The organism is Haloparvum alkalitolerans (assembly GCF_050122995.1).
Classification (GTDB): Archaea; Halobacteriota; Halobacteria; order Halobacteriales; family Haloferacaceae; genus Haloparvum; species Haloparvum alkalitolerans.
Genome location: NZ_JBNLIA010000012.1, coordinates 140,915 through 159,239, shown reverse-complemented (window position 1 = coordinate 159,239; position 18,325 = coordinate 140,915). Strand labels below are relative to the sequence as shown.

Sequence of the window (18,325 nt, the reverse complement as noted above, 5' to 3'; positions counted from 1 at the left end):
TTTTAAGGGTCAGCCGACCCCGCTCACGGGTAATGACCATCGAGGACCGAGACGACGCGCACCTCATCACGCACGCGCTGGCGAAGGACACGCTCTCGCGGCTCCGCGACGTGGAGACGGAGCAGGTCGCGTTCCGGAAGGGGCTGGTGAAGCTCGGTCGGATCTGCGGCTACGAGATCATCGACGGCGCGATGGAGACGGAGTACGTCCCCGTCGAGACGCCGCTCGAGGAGACCACCGGCGAGCGCGTGAAGGGACTCGACGACGTGGTGATCATCAACGTCCTCCGCGCGGCGACGCCGTTCGTCGAGGGGCTGTTGAAGGCGTTCCCGCGGGCCAAGCAGGGCGTCATCTCCGCGGGCCGCGACGAGGAGGCCGGGATGAACGAGGCGGGCGAGTTCCCCATCACCATCGACTACGTGAAGCTCCCCGAGATCAGCTCCGACGACACGATCATCGTCGCCGACCCGATGCTCGCGACCGGGTCGACGATGTGTGCCGTCCTCGACCACATCCTCGCGGAGGCGGACGCCTACGAGAACCTGTTCGTGCTCTCGGCGGTCTCCGCGCCGGACGGACTGGTCCGCGTGAGCGAGGGGTTCCCGGACGCCGACCTGCTGACCGTCGCCATCGACGACCACCTCAACGAGGACGGGTTCATCATCCCGGGCCTCGGCGACGCCGGCGACCGCGCGTTCCGGACGACGTAGCGCCGAGCGCTCGAACGCGGCGTATCGGGCGCGTAACGACTATGGCAGTTCCCTCCGACGACGAGGTATGAGCGACGCCCCGCCGGACGACCCCTGCGACGCCTGCGGCGACGCGACCCCGGACGCGCTCGCACGCACGGTGCGGCTCAGCGTCGACCGGGCCAACATCGACACGCAGCGGCTCTGCCCCGACTGCTTCGCCGGCTGGATCGACCGCTATCAGGAGCACATGCAGTCCGACCCGGAGCCGACCGTCGACGGCGACGACATCATCGTCGACTGAGGCGGCGACCGACGCCGCGGACGGGCGTCGAGCCCGAAACCGCGGCGTCGGCGCACGCCTACTCCGCGGCGTCGGCCCGCGTGCCTACTCCGCGGCGTCGACCCGCGCGACGAGGTCGGCGGCGTGTTCGGCGGCCCGGTCCTGTACCGCCTCCGCGTCCAGCGTCAGCACCTCGCGGTCCTCCATCAGTACCGTCCCGTCGCAGACCGTGTGGCGCACGTCCCCGCCGCGGGCGGCGTACGCGAGGTGCGAGACGACGTCGTGGGTCGGCGTGAGGTGCGGCGCGTCGAAGTCGACGACGATCAGGTCCGCGGCCGCGCCGGCCTCGACCCGTCCGCCGGGGAGGCCGGTGGCGGCGGCCCCGCCCGCGGTCGCCATCTCCACGACCGCCTCCGCGGGGACCGCGGCCGCGTCGTCCGCGGCGACCTTGCCGACCATCGCCGCGTCGCGCATCTCGTCGAACAGGTCGAGGTCGTTGTTCGAGGCGGCGCCGTCCGTCCCGAGCCCGACCGTCACGCCCGCGTCGCGGAGCCGCTGGACCGGCGCCAGCCCGCTGGCGAGTTTCATGTTCGACGCCGGGCAGTGAACGACCGCGGTGTCGGTCGCGGCGAGCCGCGCGATCTCCGTCTCGTCGACGTGAACACCGTGCGCGAAGAAGTTCTCGGGACCGAGCGCGCCGGCGTCCTCGGCGTACTCGACCGGGCGCTCGCCGCGCTCCTCGACGATGGGGTCGACCTCGTCGGTCGTCTCGTTGGCGTGGAGGTGGACCGGCAGGTCGTGGGCGGCCGCGAGTTCCAGCCCCTCGCGCAGGTACGCTTCCCCCACCGTGGTCAGCGAGTGGGGCGCGAACATCGTCCGGATCCGGCCGTCGGCGGCGCCGTCGAGCTCCGTCGCCACCGCGATGGACTCCTCCACGTCCGCGGTCGCGGCCGCGTCCTCCTTCCCGACCGTGACGACGCCGTGGCCGAGCCTGGCCCGGAGGCCCGCGCGCTCGACGGCCGCGGCCACGCGGTCCATCTCGAAGTACATGTCCGCGAAGGCGGTCGTCCCCGAGCGGATCATCTCGAGCAGCCCGAGCTCCGCGCCGATCTCCACGTCCGCGGGAGTCAGCTCGGCCTCGGCCGGCCAGATGTCCTCCCGCAGCCACGCGTCGAGCGCCTTGTCGTCGGCGTAGCCGCGCAGCAGGGTCATCGCGACGTGGGTGTGGGCGTTGACGAGTCCCGGCATCACCACGCCGCCCTCGGCGTCAAGCCGACGGTCGCCCTCCAGGTCCGGCCCGACCGCCTCTATCGTGCCCGCGTCGGCGTCGACCAGTACGTCGTCCTCGGTGACGCGGCCGTCCGGGCGGAGGACCCGGCCGCCCGCGATGACGAGCGTCTCCATGCCGGCGACTCCGCCGTCCCGGCCCCTAACTCCGTCGCTCCGCGACGGGGGCGGCGATGACCGACGCCGCGCGACGACGCCTACCGCTCGCGCAGGCGCGCGATCCGGTCCCCCAGCGGCGGCTGCACCTCGAACCACGTCCGCCACGTTCCGGTCTCGGGTTCGACCCCGCGGAGCGCGGCCGCGCGCTCGAAGGCGTCCGCGAGCGTCTCCGCACCCACGCGGTCGGCCGCCCGCGCGTCCGCCGCGTACTGGACCCGGCGGCCGGCCCAGAAGGCGACGAAGCCGACCGCGGCCAGCGCGGTGAAGCCGGCCTCGAAGGGGACGAGCGTCGTCACCACCGCCGCCAGCAGCGTCAGCACCGCGGCAGTCGCGACCGCCCGGAACTCGTTGTAGTGGGTTGCCAGCCGTCCCGCCTCCGCGGCCAGCAGGGCGGTCGCCGTCTCGTCGTCCAGGTCGAACACGCCCGGCGTCAGAAACAGGACGCGCCGGCCGGGCGGGCCGCGAACGGAGATCTCGGCCGGTGCGGGGTCGCCGCCTTCCTCGGCGTCGGCCGGATCCTCACCGCCGGCCGGCGAGAACACCGCGACGCGCCCCACGTCGAGGCACGCCGTCTCCCGGAGCGCGTCGAGGCGCCGGCGCTCGGCGTCGGTCGGCGGCCGCGTCTCGCGGAACCGGTCGGCGGCGTACAGCGGGCCGACCGTCGCCGCGAGGAACGCGACGACGGGAACGACGGCGACGAGCGCGAGCGCGACCGTACTCATGGCCCGTCGTGCGGGCGCCCGGCGGGAAAAGGGTGCGGTCCGGGGCGAGTCGGCACCGCGTCAGACGTCGACGCGTCGGGCGACGACGCGTCAGGCGTCGTTCAGGTGCGCGAGCACCGCGTCGGTGTCGTTCGGGACCGGCTCGGGGTCGCCGCCGGCGGCGTAGGCCGCGTCGGGGTCCTTCAGCAGGTGACCCGTGGTGAGACAGACCACCTGCTCGTCGTCGTCCACGACGCCCTCGCGGCGGAGCTTTCTGAGCCCGGCGACGCTGGCGGCGGAGGCCGGCTCGACGCCGACGCCCTCGTGGGCGAGGTCGCGCTGGGCCGTAGTTATCTCGTCGTCCGAGACGGCGACCGCGGTGCCGCCGGTGTTCCTGATCCCCGGGAGCGCCTTCGGCGCGTTGACGGGGTTGCCGATGCGGATCGCGGTCGCGCGCGTCTCGACGTCCTCCCAGCGCCGGACCTCGTCGGCCCCGTTCTCGACCGCCTCGACCATCGGCGCGGCGCCCTCGGCCTGCACGCCGGTGATCTTCGGGACCTCGGCGGGGTCGAGCGCGCCGGCCTGCACCAGCTCGCGGAACGCTTTATAAATGGCCGACGTGTTGCCGGCGTTGCCGACCGGGAGCACGATCCGGTCCGGGTAGGCGCCGTAGTCGGCGTGGAACGCCTCCAGGATCTCGAAGCCGATGGTCTTCTGTCCCTCCAGCCGGAAGGGGTTCAGCGAGTTGAGCAGATACGCCTCGCCGCGCGCGGCGAGATCCTGCACGATGTCGAGACAGCTGTCGAAGTTGCCGGCCACCTCCAGGATGCGGGCGCCGTGGAGGCTCGCCTGTGCGATCTTGCCGGCCGCGACCTTCCCCTCCGGGAGCAGGACGAGCGTCTCGAGGCCCGCGCGGCCGCCGTAGGCGGCGAGCGCCGCGGAGGTGTTGCCGGTCGAGGCGCACGCGAGCGCGCCGACGCCGAGCTCCTCCGCGACGCGGACGCCGACGGTCATCCCGCGGTCCTTGAACGAGCCGGTGGGGTTCATCCCCTCGTGTTTGATCCGGAGCGCGTCGACGCCCACGTCCGCCTCGAGGCGGGGGACCTCGTGGAGCGGCGTGTCTCCCTCGGGGAGCGTGACGCCGAGGTCGAACGGGAGCGCCGCGCGGTAGCGCCAGACGCCGCGCTCGGGGCCCTCGCTGGGTGCGCCCGCGCCGAAGTCGTCGAACGTCGGCGGGTCGGCGTACCGCACCTCCAGCAGACCGTCGCAGTCGTCGCACGTGTAGCGCACGTCGTCGAAGGGGGCGAACGTCGCGCCGCACTCGATGCAGGCGAGCCACGCGCCGTCGGCCGCGCAGTCGGGGGCCTCGGAGGCCGGAGCGTCGAGGTCGAGACTCATTGGCCAACCCTCCGCGCCCGGCCCGTAAAAGGCGGGCGGTGGGGGCGGATGGTGCCGGCCGAGACCAGGACCGACCCGCGCCGCCCGGCGCCGACCGCCCCCGGAGTCCTGAAAGCCTTTATCCGCGCCGCCGGAACGCCCGCACGATGCCCTCCACCAGACGCGACCTCCTGTCCGGCGCCGCCGCCCTCGGCGCGACCGGGCTCGCTGGCTGTGCCGCCCTCGACGAGGACCGCGAGCCCGACCTCTCGGGCGACTGGCCGCAGGTCGGACGCGACGCCGCGAACGCCAACCACGCCCCCCACGCGACCCTTCCCGCGGCGGTCGGCGTCGCGTGGCGTCACCGCATCGGCGGCTGGCCGTACGTCCAACCGGTCATCGCGGAGGGGACCGTCTACGCCGCCGGCGACCACGGCGTCTTCGCGCTCGCCGCCGCCGACGGCGCGCCGCGGTGGCCGGAGCCGGTCGACCTGCTACCCTCCGGCGGTCTCGCGCTCACCGACGGCGCGGTGCTCGTCCCCCACGACCCGCCGACCAGGACCGAGGACCCGCCCGCGCTCGTCGCCCTCGACCGCGCGACCGGGACCGAGCTGTGGCGCGTCGAACTCGAGGCGCGGGGGTTCGCGCCGAGCGTCGCCGACGGCGCCGCGTACCTGCGCACGGACGCCGCCGCGCTCGCGGTCGACCTCGACGGCGACGCGGACGGCCCCGAGCGGGTCCGCTGGCGCCGGCCGCTCGAACCCCTCCGCTACGACGAGTACAACGCCGTCGGCGACGACATGACGACGCTGATCGCCCCCGCGGTCGACAGGGACCGCGTCTACCTCCCCGACGACGGCACCCTGCTCGCGCTCGACCGGGCCTCGGGCGAGCCTCGCTGGCGGGAACCGTTGGAGGCGGCAATGGCGAGCCCGGTCGCGGACGAGGGTGGCGTCGTGGCGACCGGGATCGGGGGCACGGTCGCGCTCGAGCCCGACGGCGAGCGCCGCTGGCGGATCGACCGTGGGAGCTGGACGAGCGTGGCGGCCGCGGAGGAGACGGTCTACGTCGCCGACAGCAGCCTGACGGCCCACGACGCGAGCGACGGCTCGCGGCGCTGGACGGCGGACGGCGGGACCGGGATCCAGGTGTCCCAGCCCGCGGTCGTCGGCGACACGGTCGCGGCCGCCGGCGGGGAGGTGGTCGTCAACCGGCGCGGCGACCCCGGTCGGTTCGCCGACCGGGAGCTGCTGACGATCCGCGAGGAGGGCGGCCACCTCGCCGCCCACGGCGGGCTGGCGGTCGGCGGCGGGCGGCTGCTCGCGGTCGACGGCATCGCGGGCGCGGTGGTGGCCTACGAGCCGGCGCCGTGACGGGGGCGGGTGCCGGTCACAGCTCCTCCGGCTCGAACCCGTCGATGGCGTCGTGAACGTCGGCGACCCACTCGTCGAGCGCGGCGTGGAGCCGCTCTTTCGCCTCCGACAGCGGGACGGCCGTGTACTGGTAGACGTAGCCGCCCGAGTCGAGCAGGCGGCGCTGGCGCTCGACGAGCCCCTTCTCCAGAAGCGTCGACAGCGAGCGGTTGACGTTCGACCGGTCGCGGTCGAGCTCCTCGGCCAGCTCCGCGATGGTGCTGCCGGGGTTGTTCAACAGGACGACGTACGTCCGGCTCTCGTGGTCGCGGACGCCGAACACACACGAGAGGACGTGCTCGAAGCTCGGCGAGGAGTCACCGACGAGGTCCTCGATCTCGGGTTCGCTCATGGGCGTAGTACGTGACCGTGCGCTTAAAAGTCAGTTCTCCGGCCGGGCGTATCCCATGTGAGCGATGCACTCGCGCATGCCCGCCTCGTCGTCGTGGCGGTGGAGTCGCGTCGGCGTGTCGCAGTAGAACGTCTCGCCGTCGTGGCGGAGCGCGACCTCCGACTCGCTCCCGTACGCCTCGACGGTGACGAGCACGCGCCGGCCGTCGCGGAGCTGGTCGATGATCTCGTCCGCGGAGAGTTCACCGGCGGAGACGCGCAGCGGCGTCCTGCTCATGTTCCACGGAGTGCGCGGGAGGACAAGCGTATCCGCTACTCCAGTTTCTGTCGCGAGATGGAGACGCCGGTCGGCGCGAGGATGATCTGGTCGTCGCCCTTCTGGACGATGTCGCCGTCGACCTCCTGTGCGACCTGCCGCAGCTCGTCGATGATGTACTCGACCGTGCGGTCGGAGGTGGAGTGGCGCGTGATGTCCGCGATGACGAAGTCGCCGTCGTAGACGGCGTCCTTTATCGGGATGATGTCGCTTTTGTCGCCGATCTCCGCGATGTGGACCGTGATCCCTGCGCCGCCGGCCGCCTCGGCGAAGTCGTCGAGGTCGAGTTCGACGTAGTCGTCGACCGACCGGTTACCCCCGCCGCCGAGGATCTTGCTCATGATGCCCATACACCCCAATGCCGGGGAGACCGCATTAGGTCTTACGTCAGACGCGCTCGCGGCCGCGGGGGTGTAGCGACGCGGAACGGGCGCGGGGCCGGTCCGGGCCTGCCGGGACCCGCGTGACCCCGTCCGCCCTTCCGCGAAACCCGGATTTTTGTCCGCTCGCGGGCGAGGCTCGGCCATGACCTTCAGCATCTGCGTCCGCGAGGAGTACACCGACGACGAGGGCGAGAGACAGACCCGGTTCGGCGTCGCCGTCACCACCCGACTGCCCGGCGTGGGGACGCTCTGTCCGTTCGCCTCCGAGAACGGGGCGGTCGCCACCCAGTCGCTCGTCAACGTCGAGCTCGGGCGGAAGGGGCTCGCGTACCTCGACGACGGGCTCGCGGTCGAGGACGCCCTGCCCGCCCTGCTGAACGCCGACGACGGGAAGGAGAGCCGTCAGCTCCACGGCGTCGACGCCGACGGGACGTTCGCGTTCTCCGGCGAGGAGTGCAAGGGCTGGTTCGGCCACACCGTCGGCGAGAACTACACCGTCGCGGGCAACCTGCTGACCGGCGAGGCGGTGATCGAGGCGACCGCGGCCGCCTACGAGTCCGACGCCTTCGGCGACGCGCCGCTGTCCGAACGGCTGATCGACGCGCTCGAAGCCGGCCACGCAGAGGGCGGGGACAAGCGCGAGGACCTCCCCGTTCAGTCGGCCGCGCTGATCGTCGAGACCACCGAGGACCGCGAGGGCGGGGACCCCTACTACACCGACCTGCGCGTCGACGCGACCGAGACCCCCATCGCGGACCTGCGCGAGACCCACGAGACGGCCGCGCGCGGCTGGGAGGACGCGTTGGCGAAGTACGAGAGGGAAGCGGAAGATGCCGAAGACGGCAAAGACGCCGAAGACCCAGAGGAGAACGACGAACGCGACGACGCCGAGTAGTGGCCATCGCAAGCCACGAATTTCGAGCGTTCGGCAACGGCCGTCCGTTCAGTCAGTGGTCGTGGCGGTGCGGTCGGCGCGCGCGAGAAACGCGCGCGAGGGAGCCCGCAGCCGCGGTCGCGCAGCGGTACGGTGCGGTCGCGCGACCGCGGCTGCGGCGAGGCTGGGGAGGCGTGAGGCTGCTGTGCGGTTGCGGAGCTGTGCGGTTGCGGAGCTGGGCGGTTGCGGTACGGGGCGGGGCTGTGGGTGGGACTGAAAGGGGCAGCCGGCTCGATCCGGCCCCGGCGCCTCAAGCACTCGCGCCGGGCGTTGCTGAGAGGCGCGAGCGCGCAGAGCGTGCCGCGGCCGGTCGAGCCGGCTGGGGCTTTCTGGGTGTTGCTGTCCAGATCAGCAGGATCGACAGCAGACTCAGAAAAAACGTCGCAGGGAGAGCCGGCTGGGGCTTTCTGGGTGTTGCTGTCCAGATCAGCAGGAACTGCAACAGTACCGGAATGGGTGTCTCAGAGAGCCAAATGCGACGTTCGAACCGGACGCGACCTTCACGATCCGCCCGCACCAGTCACCACTCCTTCTCAATCCTCCGAGAACCTCCGTGGAACACCGTCAGATCCGAAGCCGCGCCAGTACGGGCAGGTGGTCGGAGGGGTGGCGCCCGCGGTCGTCCAGATCCGCGAGCGTCGCGAAGGCCTCGACCGTCACCTCGGGGCCGACGAGGACGTGGTCGATGCGCCGGCCGTGGATCGGTCCCCGGAAGTCGGTAATGCTGGTGTCCGGGCCGTGGGTCACGTCGGCCGCCTCGGCGGCCGGTCGGAGGCCGCCGTCGGTGAGGATCCGGTGCGGCTCGCTCCCCGGCCGGCAGTTGAGGTCGCCGACCACGACCGCGGGCGCGTCGGTCGCTATCGCCGCCACGCGCTCCCGGAGCAGCCGAGCGCTCTCGCGGCGGGCCCGCGCGCTCTCGTGGTCGAAGTGGGTGTTGAACAGGTAGCACGCGGGGCCGCGGCCGCCGCCTTCGGCCCCCTCATCACCGGCGCGCGCCACGCGCGCCCAGGTGACGATCCGGGGATGGTTCGCCCCCCACGCGGCGCCGGGCTCCTCGGGCGTCTCGGAGAGCCAGAAGGTGTCGCGATCGGTTATCGTCCAGCGGTCGGTCCGCGCGCCGACGGGACACGCCTCGCCGTCCCCGTCGGCCCGCCGTCCGCGACCGACGAGGCGGTGCGCCGGGAGTCCCTCCTCGAGGTCCGCCACCTGCTCCGGGAGCGGTTCCTGGAACCCGACGAGGTCGGGCGCGTGGAACCGGACGAGGTCCGTCACGCCCGCGCGGCGGAACTCCCACACGTCGTGGCCCTCGTCCGGGTTCGCGTAGCGCACGTTGTACGAACAGACCCGAAGCTCGGTCATCGACCTGTGCAACGCGCGGCGGGGCGTTAAAAGGCGCGGCGGCGGAGCGATGAACCGGGCGGCGGAACGACGAACCGGGCGGCGGGGCGACGAACGGGGCGGCGGAACGACGAACCGGGCGGCGGAGCGAGCGCGGCCGGTGGTCGCGACGCTCTCCGGTCGGGTACTCGCAGAACGGGGCCGGCTGTCGGACTACCCCTCGTCGCTCACTCGGATCAGGTACGCCCCGACGCCCGCCATCAGGAGGACGAAGCCGGCGAGCAGTCCCACCAGCGCGAGCGACCCGCTCGCGGAGAGCCCCGCCTCGGAGCCGTTGCCGAACGTGGTGCCGAGCGCGACCAGCCCCGCGACGAAGACCGCGGCCGCCAACAGCGAGACCGCGACCTGCCGGCGGAGTTCCGCGTCGATATCCATGCCTGCGGGTACCCCCGGCCCGCTCAAAAGGACTTCGAAACCGCGGACGCCCGGCCGACTGTCGAGAACACGCGAAAGACGGGTCGAAACCCGCCGTTTCGGCACTTCATCCGCTCCGCCCGACCGGACGTTTATACGCGTTCGGGCCCTCTCTCCACACGAAGCGAGGGTGTCTCACCCTCGCCCCACTCATGACGCAAACCAGCAACACAGCCGCGTCATCCGCCGGCCCGACACGCATCCCGTCCGTTTCGCCTCGAACCTCGGAGCCGGAGACGCGCGAGGACCGCGCCCGCACCGAGCCGATGACCGTCCGCCCGCTGCGGGACCGCCGATACGTCGTCGAGACGGATGGCGGCACCTACGTCGTCGCGCTCGACGCCGGCACCTGCACCTGCCCCGACCACGCCATCCGCGGCGCGCGCTGCAAGCACCTCCGGCGCGTCGAACGCGAGGTCGACGCCGGGACCGTCCCCGGCCCCGACGAGCGCGTCGGCGTCTGTGCGGTCTGCGGCGCCGAGACGTTCGTCCCCTTCGAGGCGACCGGGCCGCAGCTCTGTGCCGACCACCGGCCCGAACCGGGCGCGGCGGTCCGCGACCGGGAGACAGGCAAGCTCCTGATCGTCACCCGCGTCACCGACGAGCGCGCCGACGCCCACGAGACCGACGAGGGACGGCCCATCGCGGACTATCCGACTAACGCCGGCTACGGCGCCCACGAGCCGGTGGTGGAGGCCGTCTACGTCGACGCGCTCTCGCCGACCGCGGGGGTCCGCGACGCGAAGCGGTACGGCTTCCCCGCCTCGCGGCTCGTCGCGCTCGACCGCGGAGCGTGAGGCGGACTCATAAATCGTCCAGCGTCGTCCGCTCGGAGTCGCCGACGAACTCCGCGAAGTCCGTCCCGTCGGCCAGCGCCGTCTCCTTTTTGACCCGGTAGTTGCCGCCGTCGGTCGTGTAGAGGTCGCCGGGATGGAAGAAGTACCAGTCCTCGCGGTCGAACCGGACCGCGATGCGCGCCTTCGCGCCGAAGTTTCGCGAGAAGAACAGCAGCGCCTCCACCTCCTCGCCGGAGAGGTAGATGGGGTCGCCCGCGGAGGACTTCGCCTCGATGGCGTAGAAGCGATCGCCGTCGCCCGCGAGCACGTCGGGGAGTTCGCGCTCCGTCGCGCTGCCGCTGGCGGGCGCGCGCATGACCGCGAAGCCCGCCTCGTCGAGTGCGTTCACCAGTTCGCGCTCGCGGCGGTCGCCCTTACGGTTCGCGGACATGCTCGCCCTCCGTCGGTTCCGTCATCGGCGGAGATTGCTCGGACGAGGGTAAAAGCCCTCGGCTCCGCGGCGTCGTCCGTCGACCCACGCCGCGGCAGCTCGCCTACGCTTCGACGCCGCCGTTCGCGCCCTCGTCGTCCCCGAAGACGACCGTGGCGGCACCGACGACCGCGAACAGCACGCCCAGAAGGATCCAGCCGGGGAGGATGCCGCCGTCGTTGAGCACGAAGTTCATCGCCGCGAAGCCGAGACAGGCCGCCGACGCCAGCGCGAGGTAGATGACGTTCTCCATGGTCGGGCCTTGACGGCCGGACTTTTAGGTGTAACTCTTGCCGCGCGTGCGAATGTCTGTCTCGGGGTCGGCGGTCGCGAAGGACGGAGAATCGCCCGCGGAGGAGTCGGAACACCCGACCGACCGGCCGAGGTTGCCCCGGTCGCCCCGATCAGCGTTTTCGAGGTGGAGCCTCCGGCCTCAAGGAGCGACCGAAGCGTAGCGAAGGTAGCGAGTAGGCCGGAGAGTAACCCGACATGGGACGACATAACCAGCATACTGCGACCGGCCGACTCCCAGACATATAAGTACCATCGGGTACTCTCTGAAGTCATGGTGGTGCGTCGAACCGCCGTCGTGAAACTCGCCGTTTCCGACGAGCAACGCGACGCACTCCACCGAACCGCCGAGCAATACCTGTACTGCGCGAACCGAACCGCCGACTACTGTTGGTCCGACACCTCCTACACCGAGTGCAACACCAACAAGCGAGAGGTTCGTGACGCGCTCTACTCCGAACTTCGAGAGGAGACGGACCTACAGGCACAACTCGTCCAAGCCGCCATCAAACGCGCTGTCGAAGCCGTCAAAGCGTGTATCGAACGGTGGAAGAAAGGACAGCGTGTCTCTTGTCCGACGTTCACCGCCGAAACGATGGACTACGACACGCGGAGCGCCACCTTCTATCGCAACAAGGTGTCTCTGGCAACTGTCGAGGGGCGGATCGAACCATCGTTCGTTCTCCCGGCGGACAGCCCGACGCCCTACGAGCGGTACGTACTCTCCGAGGACTACGAGTTCCGCGAGAGTACGCTTCGGTACGACGCGGCAACCGACGAGTTCTACCTCAACATCTCAACGCAGCGGGTAGACGGTGACGCAGAGGTTTCGGCAGATACCGGGCACTCCGACCAAACGGTCCTCGGCATCGACCTCGGCGTCAACAGCCTCGCTGTGTCCTCAACCGGCACGTTTTGGCAGGGGGGCGACTACGACCACTGGTGTCGTGAGTTCGAGAAGCGACGTGGAGAGATGCAACGGCGCGGCACGCAGGCCGCACACAAGGCCCTGCTTCGCCTCGGGAAGCGTGAAGAGGCCTGGCGCAAACAGTACATCCATACGATCGCCAACGAACTCGTCTCGGAAGCCGTCGAACACGACTGCGACGTTATTGTGTTCGAGGACTTGACCGACATCCGAGATCGACTATTGCAGGCGGAGTGGCATCATGTATGGGCGTTCCGACGCCTCTATGAGTACGTCTCCTACAAGGCCTCTGAACAGGGCATCTCCGTGGAACAAGTCGAACCGAACCACACGTCCCACCGCTGTTCTCGGATGGATTGTGGATTCACGCACGAGGACAACCGCCACGGAGAACACTTTGAGTGCCAGAAGTGCGGGTACGAGGTCAACGCGGACTACAACGGTGCGAAAAATATCGGGTTACGGTACGCCCGAAAACGGACACACAGACTCCGTTCCTCGCCCAAGTCGGGGAGCGGAGACGCAGAAGTAGACCTGCGTGTGAATGGTGGGACGTTGAACGGCGAGAGTCACCGGCCTATTGCTGGTGATTGATTGCCGCGAGTCCACATCAAAGCCCCACCCTCAAGGACCGAGGCGCGTATGCGCCGAGGGAGTAGGGAGGGGTAGTTTACGTCCCGTGTTCCCAGCTGCCCATGTACTCGCGCTGTTCGGCCGAGAGGTCGTCGTACTCGACCCCTTCGGCGGCGAGCTTGATCTCCGCGACCTCGCGGTCGAGCTCGTCGGGGACGTCGTGGACGCCGGCCTCGTACTCGTCGCCGCGCTCGACGAGTTCGCGGACGCAGACGGCCTGAATGCCGAAGCTCTGGTCCATCACCTCGACGGGGTGGCCGAGCGCGATGGGCGCGGCGAGGTTGACGAGCCGCCCCTCCGCGAGCACGTTGAGCCGGCGGCCGTCGGGCATCTCGTAGGCCTCGACGCCGTCGCGGGCCTCGTAGGTGTCGACCGCCAGGTCCTCGAGCTGGTCGAGGTTGATCTCCACGTCGAAGTGGCCGGCGTTCGCGAGCAGGACGCCGTCCTTCATGACCTCGAAGTGCTCCTCGGTGATCACGTCGCGGTTGCCCGTCGTCGTGACGAACACGTCGCCTTTCTCGGCGGCCTCCTGCATCGGCAGTACGTCGTAGCCCTCCATGTGCGCCTCCAGCGCGCGCCGGGGCTCGACCTCGGTGACGATGACGTTCGCGTTCTGGCCCGCCGCCTTCTTGGCGACGCCCTTCCCGCAGTAGCCGTAGCCGCCGACGACGACGTTCTTGCCGGCAAAGGAGAGGTTCGTCGTCATCGCGATGGTGGCCAGCGAGGACTCGCCGGTGCCGTGGACGTTGTCGAACAGCCGCTTCATCGGCGTGTCGTTCACGGCGAAGACGGGGTACTCCAGCGCCCCCTCCTCGTCCATCGCGCGCAGGCGGTGGACGCCCGTGGTCGTCTCCTCCGCGCCGCCGACGATGGTGTCGATCAGCTCCGGGTACTCCTCGTGGACGATCTTCACCATGTCCATCCCGTCGTCGACGGTGATGGTCGGGTCGTGGGAGACGACCGAGCGCAGGGCCTCGTAGTAGCCCTCGTCGTCGACGCCGCGGACCGCGTAGGAGGTGATCCGGTCGTGGCCGTCGAGCGCCGCCGACACGTCGTCGTGCGTCGAGAGGGGGTTACAGCCGGTGATCGCCACCTCGGCGCCGCCGTCCGCGAGCAGCTCCACGAGGTTCGCCGTCTTCGCCTCGACGTGCATCGCCATCGCGATGACCTCGCCCTCGAACGGCTGCTCGGCCGTGAACGACTCCCGAAGCTCCTGCAGGATGGGCATGTGCTGCAGCGCCCAGTCCATCTTCCGTCGCCCCTCGCGGCGGGCCGTCGCCGGGTCCGAGAGGTGCTCGGACACCGGCGCGTAGTGTTCGCTCATGGGGCTGGCTTGGCCGACCGCACCCAAAACGCTACCGACACTGGCCGGGAGGACGCGCCCGAAGGCGGTGACGGTGTCGGCGCCGGTGCCGCCGCTGGTCGGTTCGGGACCGGTCAGAAGTGTCGGGCCGAGATCGGACCGCTTCGGCCCCGCGCGAACCTCGCCCGTGGAAACCGCGTGGGTGGTGTGGGTGGTGGAGAGTGAAGCGGTTCCACGCTGCGCGGTTCGCCGTGTGCCTCCGATCTCACGTTGCCCGCATCGGCTCGTGTGCGTCGGGTAACTTAAACACCGTCTGCCGTTTCGACCCGAAGAAATCGTTTAGACAGTTTATGACGGCGGATTTAGCGGGGATGACCGGGGCGAGCTACGATTCGGTCTCGGTCGTCTCCTCGTCGGTCTCCTCGTCGTTCCCGTCGTCACCGCCGGCGTGGGCGGGCGGGCCGCCCCCGTTTCCGTTACCGTTCCCCTTGTCGCCGTCGTCACCGCCGGCGTGGGCGGGCGGGCCGCCCCCGTTTCCGTTGCCGGCGTCCTCGTCGTCACCGCCCGCGTGCTCCGGCGGGCCACCGGCGCCGTTGCCGTTCCCGTTGCCGTTCGCCGAGGCGTTCGCGGCCGGGCTGTCGTCCGCGGCGCCGGGCCCGGCGTGGTCGGGCGCGTTGCCGGGGTTGTTCGCGACGACCCACGAGGCGATGTCCTGCCCGGTGGCGTTCGCGCCGAGTTCGAGCTTGAACTGCTGGAGCCGCTGGCCGAAGTTCGACGCCTCCTCGCTGCCGTTGCCGGTCGCGGCCAGCAGCGTCGCGGTCGTCGACGCGGTTTCGTTGTCCGCGGTCGCCGTCACGTCGACGGTGACGTTCTCCTCGGGGGCGGGGAGATCGACCGTCCCGTTGGCGTCGGTCGTGTACGCTCCCGTGCCCGCGTACGTGACGTTCTCCGCGTCCTCGGAGTCGGCGAGCGCGACGTCGACCGAGGCGTTCGCGACGCCCGTGCCGTTCTCGCTCACGCTCACCGTCGCCGACTCGCCCGCGGTCTGGCTCACGCCAACCGAGAGCGACGACTCGTCGGCGGCCTCGAGGACCGTGGTCTGTGTGGCGGTGGTGCCGTTGTACTCCGCCGTCACCGAGACCTCGACGTCCTCGTCGGGGGCGGGCAGCTCGACCGTCCCGTTCGCGTCGGTCGTGTACGTGCCGTTACCCGCGTAGCTCGCGTTCTCGTCGGTCGGTTCGACCGTCACGGTCGCGTTCTCGACGGCCGTTCCGTTGTCGGTGACCGTGACCGTCGCCGTCTCGCCGGGCGACTGGCTCACGTCGACCGCGAGCGACGCCGCGCCGACCGCGGCCGTCGCGCCGACGAGCAGCGCGACGAGCGCCACGAGTGCAGTTTTGCGTTGCATACACGGCGCTCGACGCGCGGATCCGGTATAAACCGGGTCGACCGTCCGTACCGTTCACGGCCGAAAACGACGCGAACGATTCGGGCGCACGCGACCGGCCGTCGTTCTCGATCGTGAGAATCGACGCCCGGCGCGGGCGTCCTCTCGCCGCGCTTCGGGCGGGCGACGGGTCGACCGCTCGGGCGCGACCCCGCGGTTCCCGGCGGAGCGGCGCTGGAACACGTTTAAAACCGTCCGTCGGCTACCGGAGCGTATGAATCACGTGACGGTTCCGCAGGACCGGATCGGCGTCCTCATCGGCGCCGGCGGCGAGACGATGCGGGAGGTCGAGAAGCGCGCGGAGGTGCGGCTGGACGTGGACTCCGAGAGCGGCTCGGTCGCCATCGAGAGCGTCGGCGACCCGGTCGCGGGGCTCGTCGCGCCGGACATCGTCCGCGCCATCGGCCGCGGGTTCACCCCCGAGGCCGCCCTGTCGCTTTTGGACGACGACCTCCGGACGTTCGAGCTGATCGACCTGTCCGAACACACCCGCAACGACAACGACCTCCAGCGCAAGAAGGGCCGCGTCATCGGGGAGAACGGCCGCACGCGCGAACTGCTGGAGGAGCTGACCGGCGCGGACGTGGTCGTCTACGGCTCCACGGTCGGCGCCATCGGCGACCCCGAGGAGGTCGAGGTCGTCCGGCGCGCGGTCGGGATGCTCGTCGACGGCGCTCCCCACGGCGCGGTGTACTCCTTCCTCGAGCGGAAGTCCAACGAGCTCGGCGACGACCTCTCCTTTTCGAGCCCCTGAGACGGTCGGTCCGCGAGCCGCCTTCGGTCCGCGAGCCGCCTTCGGCCCGCTTTCCGCGCCGTCGCGTTCCGAACTGCCGTTACGCGGTCGGCGTTTGCGGCTGACTGACGTATAAACCCACCATGTGAAGAGTACGCATGCGGTTGCTACGGCGTTCCGTGTGCCGTTTTCGCACGATGTCGACGAAGGTTTTTTATAGAACCACAGACAATCAGTGGGTGTACTATGGCACAGCGACAGCGGATGGGCAATCAGCCCATGATCGTACTTTCCGAGGACTCGCAGCGCACCTCCGGAAAGGACGCGCAGACGATGAACATCACGGCCGGGAAGGCGGTCGCGGAGTCCGTCCGCACCACGCTCGGCCCGAAAGGGATGGACAAGATGCTCGTCGACTCGACGGGCGGCGTCGTCGTCACGAACGACGGCGTGACCATCCTGAAGGAGATGGACATCGACCATCCCGCGGCCAACATGATCGTGGAGGTGTCCGAGACCCAGGAGGAGGAAGTGGGCGACGGCACCACCTCCGCGGTCGTCGTGGCCGGTGAACTCCTCGACCAGGCCGAGGAGCTCATCGACCAGGACATCCACGCGACCACTCTCGCGCAGGGGTACCGCCAGGCCGCCGCGAAGGCCAAGGAGATCCTCGAGAACGAGGCGATCGACGTCTCCGAGGAGGACCGCGAGACCCTCACGCAGATCGCCGCGACCGCGATGACCGGCAAGGGCGCGGAGTCCTCGAAGGACCTCCTCTCCGAACTCGTCGTCGACGCGGTCACCGCGGTCGCCGACGAGGACAGCATCGACACCGACAACGTCTCCGTCGAGAAGGTCGTCGGCGGCTCCGTCGACGAGTCCGAGCTCGTCGAGGGCGTCATCGTCGACAAGGAGCGCGTCGACGAGAACATGCCCTACGCGGTCGAGGACGCGAACGTCGCGCTGTTCGACGGCGCCCTCGAGGTGAAGGAGACGGAGATCGACGCCGAGGTCAACGTCACCGACCCCGACCAGCTCCAGCAGTTCCTCGACCAGGAAGAGGAGCAGCTCCGCGAGATGGTCGACCACCTCACCGAGGTCGGCGCCGACGTCGTCTTCGTCGGTGACGGCATCGACGACATGGCGCAGCACTACCTCGCCAGCGAGGGCATCCTCGCGGTGCGCCGCGCCAAGTCCGACGACCTCAAGCGCCTCGCCCGTGCGACGGGCGGCCGCGTCGTCTCCAACCTCGACGACATCGAGAGCGACGACCTCGGCTTCGCCGGCTCCGTCGCCCAGAAGGACGTCGGCGGCGACGAGCGCATCTTCGTCGAGGACGTCGAAGAGGCCAAGTCCGTCACGCTCATCCTGCGCGGCGGCACCGAGCACGTCGTCGACGAGATCGAGCGCGCCATCGAGGACTCGCTCGGCGTCGTCCGCACGACGCTGCTCGACGGGAAGGTGCTGCCCGGCGGCGGCGCCCCCGAGACGGAGCTCGCGCTGCAGCTCCGCGACTTCGCCGACTCCGTCGGCGGCCGCGAGCAGCTGGCCGTCGAGGCGTTCGCCGACGCGCTGGAAGTCATCCCGCGCACGCTCGCCGAGAACGCGGGCCTCGACCCCATCGACTCCCTGGTCGACCTCCGCGCCCGCCACGACGGCGGCGAGTTCGGCGCCGGTCTCGACGCCTACACGGGCGACGTGATCGACATGGAGGCCGAGGGCGTCGTCGAGCCGCTCCGCGTCAAGACGCAGGCCATCGAGTCCGCGACCGAGGCGGCCACGATGATCCTCCGCATCGACGACGTCATCGCGGCCGGTGACCTCAAGGGCGGAAGCACCGACGACGGCGGCGACGAGGGCGGCGCGCCCGGCGGCGCCGGCGGCATGGGCGGCATGGGCGGCATGGGCGGTATGGGCGGCGCGATGTGAGCGTCCCCCGATAGGACACCACACTCACCGCCGACCGCACCCGTCGCTGCACCGCCTGCGAACCGACGGCTTTCCACTTTTTCGGACACGA

The 18,325-nt window shown here is 70.6% G+C and carries 20 protein-coding genes; 8 read left to right on the top strand and 12 right to left on the bottom strand.

The features are described 5' to 3' along the window. Positions 1–32 precede the first annotated feature (32 nt). Positions 33–710: a uracil phosphoribosyltransferase gene (gene upp / locus ACQE3L_RS12045; protein WP_426964067.1), complete on the top strand. Its 678-nt coding sequence runs from the start codon at positions 33–35 to the stop codon at positions 708–710. A 67-nt stretch (positions 711–777) separates the two neighbouring features. Then, positions 778–993: a DUF7569 family protein gene (locus tag ACQE3L_RS12040; protein ID WP_426964066.1), complete on the top strand. Its 216-nt coding sequence runs from the start codon at positions 778–780 to the stop codon at positions 991–993. Between the two features lie 84 nt (positions 994–1,077). Here the strand turns inward: ACQE3L_RS12040 and ACQE3L_RS12035 are convergent, their stop codons facing one another. The 3 genes from ACQE3L_RS12035 to thrC all read right to left on the bottom strand — a co-directional run bounded on the left by ACQE3L_RS12035 (position 1,078) and on the right by thrC (position 4,517). After that, entirely contained in the window at positions 1,078–2,376 is a 1,299-nt protein-coding gene (locus tag ACQE3L_RS12035) for an amidohydrolase (RefSeq protein WP_426964065.1), read from the bottom strand. Between the two features lie 80 nt (positions 2,377–2,456). Continuing rightward, positions 2,457–3,140, bottom strand: a complete 684-nt coding sequence (locus ACQE3L_RS12030; RefSeq protein WP_426964064.1) for a M48 family metalloprotease — start codon at positions 3,138–3,140, stop codon at positions 2,457–2,459. A 90-nt stretch (positions 3,141–3,230) separates the two neighbouring features. Beyond that, the gene (thrC, locus tag ACQE3L_RS12025; protein ID WP_426964063.1) at positions 3,231–4,517 is read right to left on the bottom strand and encodes a threonine synthase; all 1,287 of its coding nucleotides are present in this window, start codon (positions 4,515–4,517) and stop codon (positions 3,231–3,233) included. Between the two features lie 146 nt (positions 4,518–4,663). On the opposite strand from thrC, the gene ACQE3L_RS12020 reads away from it, so the two are divergent. After that, positions 4,664–5,869, top strand: a complete 1,206-nt coding sequence (locus ACQE3L_RS12020; protein ID WP_426964062.1) for an outer membrane protein assembly factor BamB family protein — start codon at positions 4,664–4,666, stop codon at positions 5,867–5,869. Positions 5,870–5,885: 16 nt separating this feature from the next. Here ACQE3L_RS12020 and ACQE3L_RS12015 read toward each other — a convergent pair whose 3' ends face one another. Genes ACQE3L_RS12015 through ACQE3L_RS12005 form a run of 3 tightly spaced genes read right to left on the bottom strand, consistent with a single transcriptional unit; the run spans position 5,886 to position 6,925 of the window. After that, positions 5,886–6,260: a helix-turn-helix domain-containing protein gene (locus ACQE3L_RS12015; RefSeq protein WP_426964061.1), complete on the bottom strand. Its 375-nt coding sequence runs from the start codon at positions 6,258–6,260 to the stop codon at positions 5,886–5,888. A 30-nt stretch (positions 6,261–6,290) separates the two neighbouring features. Then, entirely contained in the window at positions 6,291–6,536 is a 246-nt protein-coding gene (locus tag ACQE3L_RS12010) for a DUF8001 family protein (RefSeq protein ID WP_426964060.1), read from the bottom strand. A gap of 35 nt (positions 6,537–6,571) precedes the next feature. Next, entirely contained in the window at positions 6,572–6,925 is a 354-nt protein-coding gene (locus ACQE3L_RS12005; protein ID WP_058367576.1) for a cell division protein SepF, read from the bottom strand. A gap of 175 nt (positions 6,926–7,100) precedes the next feature. Between ACQE3L_RS12005 and ACQE3L_RS12000 the strand changes: the two genes are divergently transcribed. Continuing rightward, complete coding sequence (locus ACQE3L_RS12000) at positions 7,101–7,853, top strand: DUF1028 domain-containing protein (protein ID WP_426964058.1); 753 nt, start codon at positions 7,101–7,103, stop codon at positions 7,851–7,853. 603 nt (positions 7,854–8,456) lie between these two features. Here the strand turns inward: ACQE3L_RS12000 and ACQE3L_RS11995 are convergent. Both ACQE3L_RS11995 and ACQE3L_RS11990 read right to left on the bottom strand, forming a co-directional pair. Next, on the bottom strand, positions 8,457–9,251 hold the full coding sequence (locus ACQE3L_RS11995; RefSeq protein ID WP_426964057.1) for an endonuclease/exonuclease/phosphatase family protein: 795 nt from the start codon (positions 9,249–9,251) through the stop codon (positions 8,457–8,459). Positions 9,252–9,443: 192 nt separating this feature from the next. Further along, complete coding sequence (locus ACQE3L_RS11990) at positions 9,444–9,665, bottom strand: DUF7472 family protein (RefSeq protein WP_426964056.1); 222 nt, start codon at positions 9,663–9,665, stop codon at positions 9,444–9,446. Between the two features lie 305 nt (positions 9,666–9,970). Between ACQE3L_RS11990 and ACQE3L_RS11985 the strand changes: the two genes are divergently transcribed. Continuing rightward, complete coding sequence (locus tag ACQE3L_RS11985) at positions 9,971–10,501, top strand: SWIM zinc finger family protein (RefSeq protein ID WP_426964055.1); 531 nt, start codon at positions 9,971–9,973, stop codon at positions 10,499–10,501. A 7-nt stretch (positions 10,502–10,508) separates the two neighbouring features. On the opposite strand, the gene hjc is transcribed toward ACQE3L_RS11985, so the two are convergent. Both hjc and ACQE3L_RS11975 read right to left on the bottom strand, forming a co-directional pair. Continuing rightward, positions 10,509–10,931 (bottom strand): Holliday junction resolvase Hjc, encoded by a 423-nt coding sequence (gene hjc / locus ACQE3L_RS11980; RefSeq protein ID WP_426964054.1) that lies wholly within the window; start codon positions 10,929–10,931, stop codon positions 10,509–10,511. Positions 10,932–11,034: 103 nt separating this feature from the next. Continuing rightward, on the bottom strand, positions 11,035–11,223 hold the full coding sequence (locus ACQE3L_RS11975) for a hypothetical protein (RefSeq protein ID WP_426964053.1): 189 nt from the start codon (positions 11,221–11,223) through the stop codon (positions 11,035–11,037). A gap of 312 nt (positions 11,224–11,535) precedes the next feature. Between ACQE3L_RS11975 and ACQE3L_RS11970 the strand changes: the two genes are divergently transcribed. Continuing rightward, on the top strand, positions 11,536–12,783 hold the full coding sequence (locus tag ACQE3L_RS11970; RefSeq protein ID WP_426964051.1) for an RNA-guided endonuclease InsQ/TnpB family protein: 1,248 nt from the start codon (positions 11,536–11,538) through the stop codon (positions 12,781–12,783). A gap of 76 nt (positions 12,784–12,859) precedes the next feature. Here ACQE3L_RS11970 and ACQE3L_RS11965 read toward each other — a convergent pair whose 3' ends face one another. Together ACQE3L_RS11965 and ACQE3L_RS11960 are read right to left on the bottom strand one after the other, a co-directional pair. Further along, a complete protein-coding gene (locus tag ACQE3L_RS11965) occupies positions 12,860–14,146 on the bottom strand; it encodes an adenosylhomocysteinase (RefSeq protein ID WP_426964050.1) in 1,287 nt (428 codons plus the stop codon). Positions 14,147–14,510: 364 nt separating this feature from the next. Then, entirely contained in the window at positions 14,511–15,533 is a 1,023-nt protein-coding gene (locus ACQE3L_RS11960; RefSeq protein WP_426964049.1) for a hypothetical protein, read from the bottom strand. Between the two features lie 253 nt (positions 15,534–15,786). On the opposite strand from ACQE3L_RS11960, the gene ACQE3L_RS11955 reads away from it, so the two are divergent. Both ACQE3L_RS11955 and thsA read left to right on the top strand, forming a co-directional pair. Further along, entirely contained in the window at positions 15,787–16,326 is a 540-nt protein-coding gene (locus ACQE3L_RS11955; protein WP_426964048.1) for a KH domain-containing protein, read from the top strand. A gap of 258 nt (positions 16,327–16,584) precedes the next feature. After that, the gene (thsA, locus tag ACQE3L_RS11950; RefSeq protein WP_426964108.1) at positions 16,585–18,234 is read left to right on the top strand and encodes a thermosome subunit alpha; all 1,650 of its coding nucleotides are present in this window, start codon (positions 16,585–16,587) and stop codon (positions 18,232–18,234) included. The last annotated feature ends 91 nt before the right edge of the window (positions 18,235–18,325 follow it).

Bases quoted from the DNA above. Each gene is read 5' to 3' on its own strand.
- upp (WP_426964067.1), top strand. From the start codon at position 33: ATGACCATCGAGGACCGAGACGACGCGCACCTCATCACGCACGCGCTG.
- ACQE3L_RS12040 (WP_426964066.1), top strand. From the start codon at position 778: ATGAGCGACGCCCCGCCGGACGACCCCTGCGACGCCTGCGGCGACGCG.
- ACQE3L_RS12035 (WP_426964065.1), bottom strand. From the start codon at position 2,376: ATGGAGACGCTCGTCATCGCGGGCGGCCGGGTCCTCCGCCCGGACGGC.
- ACQE3L_RS12030 (WP_426964064.1), bottom strand. From the start codon at position 3,140: ATGAGTACGGTCGCGCTCGCGCTCGTCGCCGTCGTTCCCGTCGTCGCG.
- thrC (WP_426964063.1), bottom strand. From the start codon at position 4,517: ATGAGTCTCGACCTCGACGCTCCGGCCTCCGAGGCCCCCGACTGCGCG.
- ACQE3L_RS12020 (WP_426964062.1), top strand. From the start codon at position 4,664: ATGCCCTCCACCAGACGCGACCTCCTGTCCGGCGCCGCCGCCCTCGGC.
- ACQE3L_RS12015 (WP_426964061.1), bottom strand. From the start codon at position 6,260: ATGAGCGAACCCGAGATCGAGGACCTCGTCGGTGACTCCTCGCCGAGC.
- ACQE3L_RS12010 (WP_426964060.1), bottom strand. From the start codon at position 6,536: ATGAGCAGGACGCCGCTGCGCGTCTCCGCCGGTGAACTCTCCGCGGAC.
- ACQE3L_RS12005 (WP_058367576.1), bottom strand. From the start codon at position 6,925: ATGGGCATCATGAGCAAGATCCTCGGCGGCGGGGGTAACCGGTCGGTC.
- ACQE3L_RS12000 (WP_426964058.1), top strand. From the start codon at position 7,101: ATGACCTTCAGCATCTGCGTCCGCGAGGAGTACACCGACGACGAGGGC.
- ACQE3L_RS11995 (WP_426964057.1), bottom strand. From the start codon at position 9,251: ATGACCGAGCTTCGGGTCTGTTCGTACAACGTGCGCTACGCGAACCCG.
- ACQE3L_RS11990 (WP_426964056.1), bottom strand. From the start codon at position 9,665: ATGGATATCGACGCGGAACTCCGCCGGCAGGTCGCGGTCTCGCTGTTG.
- ACQE3L_RS11985 (WP_426964055.1), top strand. From the start codon at position 9,971: ATGACCGTCCGCCCGCTGCGGGACCGCCGATACGTCGTCGAGACGGAT.
- hjc (WP_426964054.1), bottom strand. From the start codon at position 10,931: ATGTCCGCGAACCGTAAGGGCGACCGCCGCGAGCGCGAACTGGTGAAC.
- ACQE3L_RS11975 (WP_426964053.1), bottom strand. From the start codon at position 11,223: ATGGAGAACGTCATCTACCTCGCGCTGGCGTCGGCGGCCTGTCTCGGC.
- ACQE3L_RS11970 (WP_426964051.1), top strand. From the start codon at position 11,536: ATGGTGGTGCGTCGAACCGCCGTCGTGAAACTCGCCGTTTCCGACGAG.
- ACQE3L_RS11965 (WP_426964050.1), bottom strand. From the start codon at position 14,146: ATGAGCGAACACTACGCGCCGGTGTCCGAGCACCTCTCGGACCCGGCG.
- ACQE3L_RS11960 (WP_426964049.1), bottom strand. From the start codon at position 15,533: ATGCAACGCAAAACTGCACTCGTGGCGCTCGTCGCGCTGCTCGTCGGC.
- ACQE3L_RS11955 (WP_426964048.1), top strand. From the start codon at position 15,787: ATGAATCACGTGACGGTTCCGCAGGACCGGATCGGCGTCCTCATCGGC.
- thsA (WP_426964108.1), top strand. From the start codon at position 16,585: ATGATCGTACTTTCCGAGGACTCGCAGCGCACCTCCGGAAAGGACGCG.